This is a genomic window from Streptococcus infantis (assembly GCF_047464155.1).
Taxonomy (GTDB): Bacteria; Bacillota; Bacilli; order Lactobacillales; family Streptococcaceae; genus Streptococcus; species Streptococcus infantis_U.
The window spans coordinates 861,926-868,845 of the sequence record NZ_JASHCL010000001.1; the positions used below are offsets into that span (position 1 = coordinate 861,926).

6 protein-coding genes and 17 tRNA genes are annotated in these 6,920 nt (G+C 42.8%); 1 reads left to right on the plus strand and 22 read right to left on the minus strand.

The window, feature by feature from the left end; all coding sequences use genetic code 11:
* Nucleotides 1-18: 18 nt before the first annotated feature.
* Nucleotides 19-354: a glucuronide permease gene (locus QM810_RS04165; RefSeq protein WP_414253968.1), complete on the plus strand. Its 336-nt coding sequence runs from the start codon at nucleotides 19-21 to the stop codon at nucleotides 352-354.
* Between the two features lie 53 nt (nucleotides 355-407).
* Here the strand turns inward: QM810_RS04165 and QM810_RS04170 are convergent, their stop codons facing one another.
* From QM810_RS04170 to QM810_RS04275, 22 genes are all read right to left on the minus strand, one after another.
* Nucleotides 408-1,928 (minus strand): ABC transporter permease/substrate-binding protein, encoded by a 1,521-nt coding sequence (locus tag QM810_RS04170; RefSeq protein WP_414253969.1) that lies wholly within the window; start codon nucleotides 1,926-1,928, stop codon nucleotides 408-410.
* A complete protein-coding gene (locus QM810_RS04175; RefSeq protein WP_414253970.1) occupies nucleotides 1,921-2,649 on the minus strand; it encodes an ABC transporter ATP-binding protein in 729 nt (242 codons plus the stop codon). The genes QM810_RS04170 and QM810_RS04175 overlap by 8 nt, the downstream gene beginning before the upstream one ends.
* Nucleotides 2,642-3,496: an SDR family oxidoreductase gene (locus tag QM810_RS04180; protein ID WP_414253971.1), complete on the minus strand. Its 855-nt coding sequence runs from the start codon at nucleotides 3,494-3,496 to the stop codon at nucleotides 2,642-2,644. The genes QM810_RS04175 and QM810_RS04180 overlap by 8 nt, the downstream gene beginning before the upstream one ends.
* Nucleotides 3,497-3,514: 18 nt before the next feature.
* Nucleotides 3,515-3,964, minus strand: coding sequence for a MarR family winged helix-turn-helix transcriptional regulator (locus QM810_RS04185; RefSeq protein ID WP_414253972.1), 450 nt, complete (start codon nucleotides 3,962-3,964; stop codon nucleotides 3,515-3,517).
* Between the two features lie 131 nt (nucleotides 3,965-4,095).
* On the minus strand, nucleotides 4,096-5,241 hold the full coding sequence (locus tag QM810_RS04190; RefSeq protein WP_414253973.1) for a DUF4767 domain-containing protein: 1,146 nt from the start codon (nucleotides 5,239-5,241) through the stop codon (nucleotides 4,096-4,098).
* 129 nt (nucleotides 5,242-5,370) lie between these two features.
* Nucleotides 5,371-5,458 (minus strand) — tRNA-Ser (locus tag QM810_RS04195).
* Between the two features lie 6 nt (nucleotides 5,459-5,464).
* Nucleotides 5,465-5,538, minus strand: a tRNA-Ile gene (locus QM810_RS04200).
* Between the two features lie 33 nt (nucleotides 5,539-5,571).
* Nucleotides 5,572-5,642: transfer RNA gene (locus QM810_RS04205), tRNA-Gly, on the minus strand.
* A gap of 18 nt (nucleotides 5,643-5,660) precedes the next feature.
* Nucleotides 5,661-5,733 (minus strand) — tRNA-Phe (locus tag QM810_RS04210).
* A gap of 4 nt (nucleotides 5,734-5,737) precedes the next feature.
* Nucleotides 5,738-5,811 (minus strand) — tRNA-Met (locus QM810_RS04215).
* A gap of 14 nt (nucleotides 5,812-5,825) precedes the next feature.
* Nucleotides 5,826-5,915: transfer RNA gene (locus QM810_RS04220), tRNA-Ser, on the minus strand.
* A 10-nt stretch (nucleotides 5,916-5,925) separates the two neighbouring features.
* Nucleotides 5,926-5,999 (minus strand) — tRNA-Ile (locus QM810_RS04225).
* A 13-nt stretch (nucleotides 6,000-6,012) separates the two neighbouring features.
* Nucleotides 6,013-6,086: transfer RNA gene (locus tag QM810_RS04230), tRNA-Met, on the minus strand.
* A gap of 5 nt (nucleotides 6,087-6,091) precedes the next feature.
* Nucleotides 6,092-6,165: transfer RNA gene (locus tag QM810_RS04235), tRNA-Pro, on the minus strand.
* A 14-nt stretch (nucleotides 6,166-6,179) separates the two neighbouring features.
* Nucleotides 6,180-6,253 (minus strand) — tRNA-Arg (locus QM810_RS04240).
* 11 nt (nucleotides 6,254-6,264) lie between these two features.
* A tRNA-Leu gene (locus tag QM810_RS04245) sits at nucleotides 6,265-6,350 on the minus strand.
* Nucleotides 6,351-6,357: 7 nt separating this feature from the next.
* Nucleotides 6,358-6,429, minus strand: a tRNA-Gly gene (locus QM810_RS04250).
* 27 nt (nucleotides 6,430-6,456) lie between these two features.
* A tRNA-Thr gene (locus QM810_RS04255) sits at nucleotides 6,457-6,529 on the minus strand.
* A 12-nt stretch (nucleotides 6,530-6,541) separates the two neighbouring features.
* Nucleotides 6,542-6,623 (minus strand) — tRNA-Leu (locus tag QM810_RS04260).
* 5 nt (nucleotides 6,624-6,628) lie between these two features.
* A tRNA-Lys gene (locus QM810_RS04265) sits at nucleotides 6,629-6,701 on the minus strand.
* Nucleotides 6,702-6,719: 18 nt separating this feature from the next.
* A tRNA-Asp gene (locus tag QM810_RS04270) sits at nucleotides 6,720-6,792 on the minus strand.
* 2 nt (nucleotides 6,793-6,794) lie between these two features.
* A tRNA-Val gene (locus tag QM810_RS04275) sits at nucleotides 6,795-6,867 on the minus strand.
* Between the last annotated feature and the right edge of the window lie 53 nt (nucleotides 6,868-6,920).

Here is a 6,920-nt window from a genome sequence, read left to right on the forward strand (position 1 = left end):
TTCTTGAAAGGAAATTCTATGTTCTTCTCCATTCTTCTCGGCTTTTTTATAGCCTTCTTTGCCCTTGCTTTTGTTCTTCTTCACTTATTGGCTTCTCTTTCTGAAGTTAAAAAGGGAAATCACACTCTAGGAAATACATTTCTCCTCATCGGAAGTAGCCTTGCGACCTTATCTATCTTCCTCTACTTCTTTTTGCCGATTATCGCACTATCTCTTTGGCTGATTGGCTGTGGATTAATTTGCTACGGAGCCTATTGGAATGGCAAACAAAAAGAAAACTTCCATCCAGCCCACCATCTGATTCGAATTGGAATTGCACTGGTGCTTACTATCTTGTTAGCCTTGGTACAATAAAAAAAGGATCTTTTGATCCTTTTTTGTATACTCATAAACTAATACTCCTTTGATTATTGCTTAAGTATTCCTTCTTGAAGGAGAAACTCATGCGCAACCTCCTCTGCTGATTTACCTTCCACACCAACTTGATAGTTCATCTGACTCATCTGGCTCTCGGTGATTTTTCCAGCTAGTTTATTAAGAACATCTTCCAACTCAGGATGTTTTTCGAGTAACTCAGCTTTCATGAGTGGAGCCCCTTGATAAGGTGGGAAGAGGTGTTGATCATCTTCTAAAATCATCAAGTCATACCTAGCAATTTCAGCATCCGTTGAGTAAGCATCTGTAATTTGAATGTCACCTGACTGGATGGCTTGGTAGCGAAGAGCTGGTTCCATGGTTGCCACATTGAGATTCAATCCATAAACAGACTGCAAACCCTTGTTTCCATCCTCACGGTCATTAAACTCCAGAGTGAATCCTGCCTTGAGCTGTCCTTCTACTTTTTTCAAGTCTGAAATCGTCTTAAGTCCATATTCTTGCGCAATTTTTTTAGGAACTGCTATAGCATAAGTATTTTGATAAGCCATGGGTTTAAGAAAGGCTAGTTGATCCTGTTTGGCAATGCCGTCACGAGCCACCTCGTAAACCTTTTCTGGGTCATGCCCAATTTGTGGAGATGGTTGGAGGAGACTCTCTGTCACTGTTCCAGAAAATTCTGGATAGATATCGATATCACCCTTTTTCAGCGCTTGATAAAGGAAATCTGTCTTCCCAAAGTTAGGCTTGACCGTCACCGTCATATCCGTATTTTGCTCGATGAGAAGTTTATACATATTCATGAGAATCTCAGGCTCAGGTCCCAACTTCCCAGCTATAACTAAATTTTCTTTCTCTTTGTTAGGAATCATGCTTGGAGCATAACTAGCTCCCAAACCAAGGACCATCACTGCAAAAGCTGCAACAATCGTACGCAACTTTGCCTTTTCCAACCATTTGAGAATGATATTAAAGAGAATGGCCAAAATGGCTGATGAGATTGCGCCGATTAAAATGAGACTAGCATTCCGACGATCAATTCCCAAAAGGATAAAGGAGCCTAGTCCTCCAGCTCCCACAAGAGCAGCTAGAGTTGCTGTCCCAATGATCATAACGGTTGCTGTACGAACCCCCGATACAATGACAGGCATGGCCAGTGGAATTTCAAACTTTTTGAGTCGCTCCCACTTGGTCATTCCAAAAGCAATCCCTGCCTCCTCAAGACTAGGATCAATGCCGTTCAAGGCTGTAATCGTATTTTCTAAAATCGGGAAAATAGCGTAAATAACAAGGGCTGTGAGGGCTGGTAAGGTTCCAATTCCCATGAAAGGAATAAAGAGACCCAACAAAGCCATTGAGGGAATGGTCTGGAAGATACCCGCAACTTGTAGCACCCAGTTCGCCGCTTTTTTGTGTCCATTTAGATAAACCGCAAGTGGAATGGTCAGAAAAATAGCAACCAATAAGGTCAAAAGAGATAATTGTAAGTGTTGTCCCAGAGCTGTTACCCATTCACTAAATCGCTCTTGAAAGGTTGAAATCAAATTAGACATGAAGTCTACCTCCAAACAAATTTGCTACAAAGTCTGTCGCAGGCGCTTGTAAAATTGTTTCAGGTTCTGCGACCTGACGAATTTCTCCATCTTGTAAAACTGCAATTCGATCCCCTAATTTTAAGGCCTCATCCGTATCATGAGTAACGAAAATAGTCGTCATACCAAACTCCTTATGCAAGTCTTTGGTGAGAGCTTGCAACTGCTTGCGAGAGATAGCATCCAAGGCTGAAAAGGGCTCATCCATGAGTAAGATTTTTGGTTCCCCAATGATGGCTCGTACAATGCCAATCCGCTGTTGCTCGCCACCAGATAACTCGCTTGGTAAACGATGGGCATACTCTGCAGCAGGCAGGCCTACCTTGTTCAAGAGTTCTTCTGTTTTAGAAGCGATTTGCTCTTTGCTCCAGCCCTTCATCTCAGGAATGAGAGCTATATTTTCCGCAACCGTCAAGTTAGGAAATAGGGCAATAGCTTGGAGGACATAGCCGGTACTAAGACGTAATTCCCGTTCATCATAGTCCTTGATGCGTTTTCCATCCATGTAGATATTGCCATCTGTCGGTTCCAAAAGACGGTTAATCATCTTGATCATAGTGGTCTTTCCAGATCCTGAAGGACCCACTAGTACCATAAATTCTCCATTTTCAATGCGGAGATTGACATCTTTTAAAATATTTTTATCCGTGTAGCGCAAGGCTACATGTTTGTATTCAATCATTTTTTTCCTCAATAAGTTTTCTATCTCTAAGAGTATCCAATAGGCTACTTGCTGGATGCCCTAGGACTTTTTCAATATCTGTTGAAACCCCAGCCTGTTCCCCAACTTTAATAGCTGTATAAGTACTGACCCAGGCATCGTACTCCCAAGTTTGTGCTGGCCATTTTTTCCGTGACTCATAGGCTTCTTCGACTGATTCGTCTACATACGTGATGGCATTACCGGTCTCTTTTGAGAGAAGCGCTACGATTTCTTCCATGGAAAGTTCCTCTGGTCCTGTTAGATTCAAGGTTTGATTATCCCATTTCTTAGCATGTGAGAGAATCTCCGCTGCAACACTAGATGTGTCCTTACGGGCAACTGCTGAAACCTTCCCACTTCCTGCTGGACCACGAATTTCCCCATTTTCAAGAGCAATATCTATCAAGAAGTCCAAGTAAAAATTATCTCTCAAAAATGTATAGGTGAATCCTAACTCCTTGATATAGGCTTCCGTCTTGGCATGATCTCGAGACAAGGTAAAAGTTGCTTTTTCATCTGCTCCGTAAAAGGAGGTATAGACGATATGCTGCACCCCCGCTAGCTTTGCAGCATCTAAAAGACTCTTGTGTTCCTCAACACGCTCTGGATTTTCACGAGCAGAAACCATTAACAAGATATCGATACCCTTTAAAGCCTCAACCACTTCTGGAGTATTGGTATACGACATTCTACGGATTTCCGCAGACGCGTAAACCTTAGCACGCTCTGGACTTCGTGCTAGATGGACGGAAGCGATTCCTTTTTTATCGACAAGATCAGCCACATAGGAGCCTAAGTTCCCTGTTACACCTGTAATTCCAATCATAACTGTTGCCTCCTTTCCCTAGATATCATTCTCTTTAGCTTTTAGATTTGAGATTATACGCTCTTGATAGGCTTCAAATTCTTGGATTTCTTGATCCGAAAAACCTTGGTAGAAAATTTCACCCAATTCTTTACTAACACGGTCACCAATTTCTTTTTGTGCCCAACCGAGTTCTGTCAAAGAGATATATTTTTTTCTTTTATCCTGCGTGCAAGGTTGAATCGTGACCAAACCTTGTTCTTCCAATTTCTTAACCATATTGGTCAATGTATTATTGGCTAAACCCGTCGCAAGAGCGATATCGGTCGCAGTAGCGCACCCCAACTCTTGCTTCCACAAAATCGTTAAAATTTTCCCTTGTTCACTTCTGTATTGAGCATCTGGTTCCTTGCTCAAGAGTTTTTGAAAGATACGCCCATTCAACAAGCGAATCTGTAAAGCTTGATAGCCACCTAACATCTTGTCCATTTTGTCTCCTTTTTGTTCTATATCGAACTTTCTATATTCTACCTCTTTCCATTTTATCTGTCAATTATTTCGATATCGAAATATTAACTTTTTAAAAATAAGAGTTTAGCCAAGGCTAAACTCTTTTTTCATTACTCTTCTTCAACCAAGCGTTTGAATTCTGCTTGTATTTCTGTATTTTCGGTTGGTTTCAAGTACATAATCCCACCATTAGTTGTCGGTGAATGAAAGACAATCGCTTCTCCTGTATTGGTTATCGCAAAGAAGTAGCTGTGCACATCTGGAAATTTATCCCAGTTACTGTAGCGCTCTACGATGCGATACTTAGCAGTTCCTAACCCATTATCCGAATATTCCGCATTTATTTTTTCACTCGGCCCATCACCAAAGGTATAGAGATTATCTGCACCGACATCTCCTCCAGCAATTCCTTTTTTGTAATTGGGCTGACCAAGTCTTTCTCCCCATCCTTTAATAAAAGCTTCTAATTTAGCAGATTTGTTGGCATTCCAAGGAGCTTTTTGCTTTTCTCCCGAAATAGTCGTGCTAGTAGAGTTTTCAAATTTCTGCCAATCTAGTTGCTTAAAATTCATTAAATCTGCCTCTGCTTTACCAAAGTCAGAATGCAAACTTTTGTTACCTGGTACACGAATGTCCTGTTCCTGAACTTTACTTGCTGCTTGCTGGCTAGAATTCAGATGATAAAGTGCTCCCCTACCTTCACCTGTACCAGATGACCAGCTTAATTCTAAGATATCTCCATCATTATAGATATTCATAGAATTTCTAGCCCCACCATGACTTGCTACAAAGCCTTCTGCTAAAAGTATCGGTTTCTCATTTACGAGATAATAAAGACCCGAAATAAAATAATCACCATTAGATTGCTCAACGCCTATTAACAATTCCTCCACACCATCTTTATTAAGATCTGCATAGACAAAACTCATCTTATCAGCTTGATAAACCGCATTTTCAACTGACCAACTATTGATAGGGCGTTCAGTACCTTGTAAACTCTTATAGAGATCAGCAATTGCATTTACATCCTTCGGTGTAGAAAGTATTTTTTGATAATTATCAAAAACTGGCTTGTAGAATTCTTTAAAATTTTTCTTAGCCTCTACGGAAGTTTGTTCATTAGTATTTGATTGACTAACTGTTGTTGATAAACTAAGCCCCTGATTAGAATTTTCGGAGCTATGATTACTACAGCCAAACATAAAAAGACTTATGAAAAGAACTAGCAAGCTTCCTAAGATCTTCTTAGATTCCATAACGAACTCCTTGGTAGTTAACTAATTATTGTAGTGCTTTCACTTACATTATATCAAATGTTAAACAGTTATAAAAAGAATAATATAAGATTAAGACAATAAAAAAAGAGCTATACAGCTCTTTAATTACGGAGAATAAGGGATTCGAACCCTTGCGCCGGTTACCCGACCTAACGATTTAGCAAACCGTCCTCTTCAGCCTCTTGAGTAATTCTCCTATTAATGGGCACGAGTGGACTCGAACCACCGACCTCACGCTTATCAGGCGTGCGCTCTAACCACCTGAGCTACGCGCCCAAGAAAAAAACTTGGTACTTGAACAAAGTTCAAAGCGGGTGACGAGAATCGAACTCGCGACAACAGCTTGGAAGGCTGTAGTTTTACCACTAAACTACACCCGCATAAAATTATATAAAATATGGCGCGAGACGGAATCGAACCGCCGACACATGGAGCTTCAATCCATTGCTCTACCAACTGAGCTACCGAGCCAATATTGCGGGAGCAGGATTTGAACCTACGACCTTCGGGTTATGAGCCCGACGAGCTACCGAGCTGCTCCATCCCGCGTTAATAATAAATAAAGGAGGATGTGGGATTCGAACCCACGCACGCTTTTACACGCCTGACGGTTTTCAAGACCGTTCCCTTCAGCCGGACTTGGGTAATCCTCCATCATTCCAATGGACCTTGTAGGACTTGAACCTACGACCACTCGGTTATGAGCCGAGAGCTCTAACCAGCTGAGCTAAAGGTCCAACAAGATCATTATAGCGGCGAAGGGGATCGAACCCCCGACCTCCCGGGTATGAACCGGACGCTCTAGCCAGCTGAGCTACACCGCCATCAATCGGGAAGACAGGATTCGAACCTGCGACACCTTGGTCCCAAACCAAGTACTCTACCAAGCTGAGCTACTTCCCGAGTTAAATGTTTAATGCACCCTAGAGGAGTCGAACCTCTAACCGCCTGATTCGTAGTCAGGTACTCTATCCAGTTGAGCTAAGGGTGCTCTTCAATATATGCCGAGGACCGGAATCGAACCGGTACGATCGTTACCAATCGCAGGATTTTAAGTCCTGTGCGTCTGCCAGTTCCGCCACCCCGGCCTCTCTAAGCGAACGACGGGATTCGAACCCGCGACCCCCACCTTGGCAAGGTGGTGTTCTACCACTGAACTACGTTCGCATCGACTCTGGTTTATATTAAAAAAAATGCCGGCTACATGACTTGAACACGCGACCCTCTGATTACAAATCAGATGCTCTACCAACTGAGCTAAGCCGGCTGATTTCTATTATGCGGGTTAAGGGACTTGAACCCCCACGCCGTTAAGCGCCAGATCCTAAATCTGGTGCGTCTGCCAATTCCGCCAAACCCGCAAATATGACCCGTACTGGGCTCGAACCAGTGACCCATTGATTAAAAGTCAATTGCTCTACCAACTGAGCTAACGAGTCAAATAACTTTCGTTATTACGGTCCCGACGGGAATCGAACCCGCGATCTTCGCCGTGACAGGGCGACGTGATAACCGCTACACTACGGGACCTATGGGAGTTAACGGGATCGAACCGCTGACCCTCTGCTTGTAAGGCAGATGCTCTCCCAGCTGAGCTAAACTCCCTCGAGCTAAGCGACTTCCATATCTCACAGGGGGCAACCCCCAACTACTTCCGG

Bases quoted from the DNA above. Each gene is read 5' to 3' on its own strand.
- QM810_RS04165 (WP_414253968.1), top strand. From the start codon at position 19: ATGTTCTTCTCCATTCTTCTCGGCTTTTTTATAGCCTTCTTTGCCCTT.
- QM810_RS04170 (WP_414253969.1), bottom strand. From the start codon at position 1,928: ATGTCTAATTTGATTTCAACCTTTCAAGAGCGATTTAGTGAATGGGTA.
- QM810_RS04175 (WP_414253970.1), bottom strand. From the start codon at position 2,649: ATGATTGAATACAAACATGTAGCCTTGCGCTACACGGATAAAAATATT.
- QM810_RS04180 (WP_414253971.1), bottom strand. From the start codon at position 3,496: ATGATTGGAATTACAGGTGTAACAGGGAACTTAGGCTCCTATGTGGCT.
- QM810_RS04185 (WP_414253972.1), bottom strand. From the start codon at position 3,964: ATGGACAAGATGTTAGGTGGCTATCAAGCTTTACAGATTCGCTTGTTG.
- QM810_RS04190 (WP_414253973.1), bottom strand. From the start codon at position 5,241: ATGGAATCTAAGAAGATCTTAGGAAGCTTGCTAGTTCTTTTCATAAGT.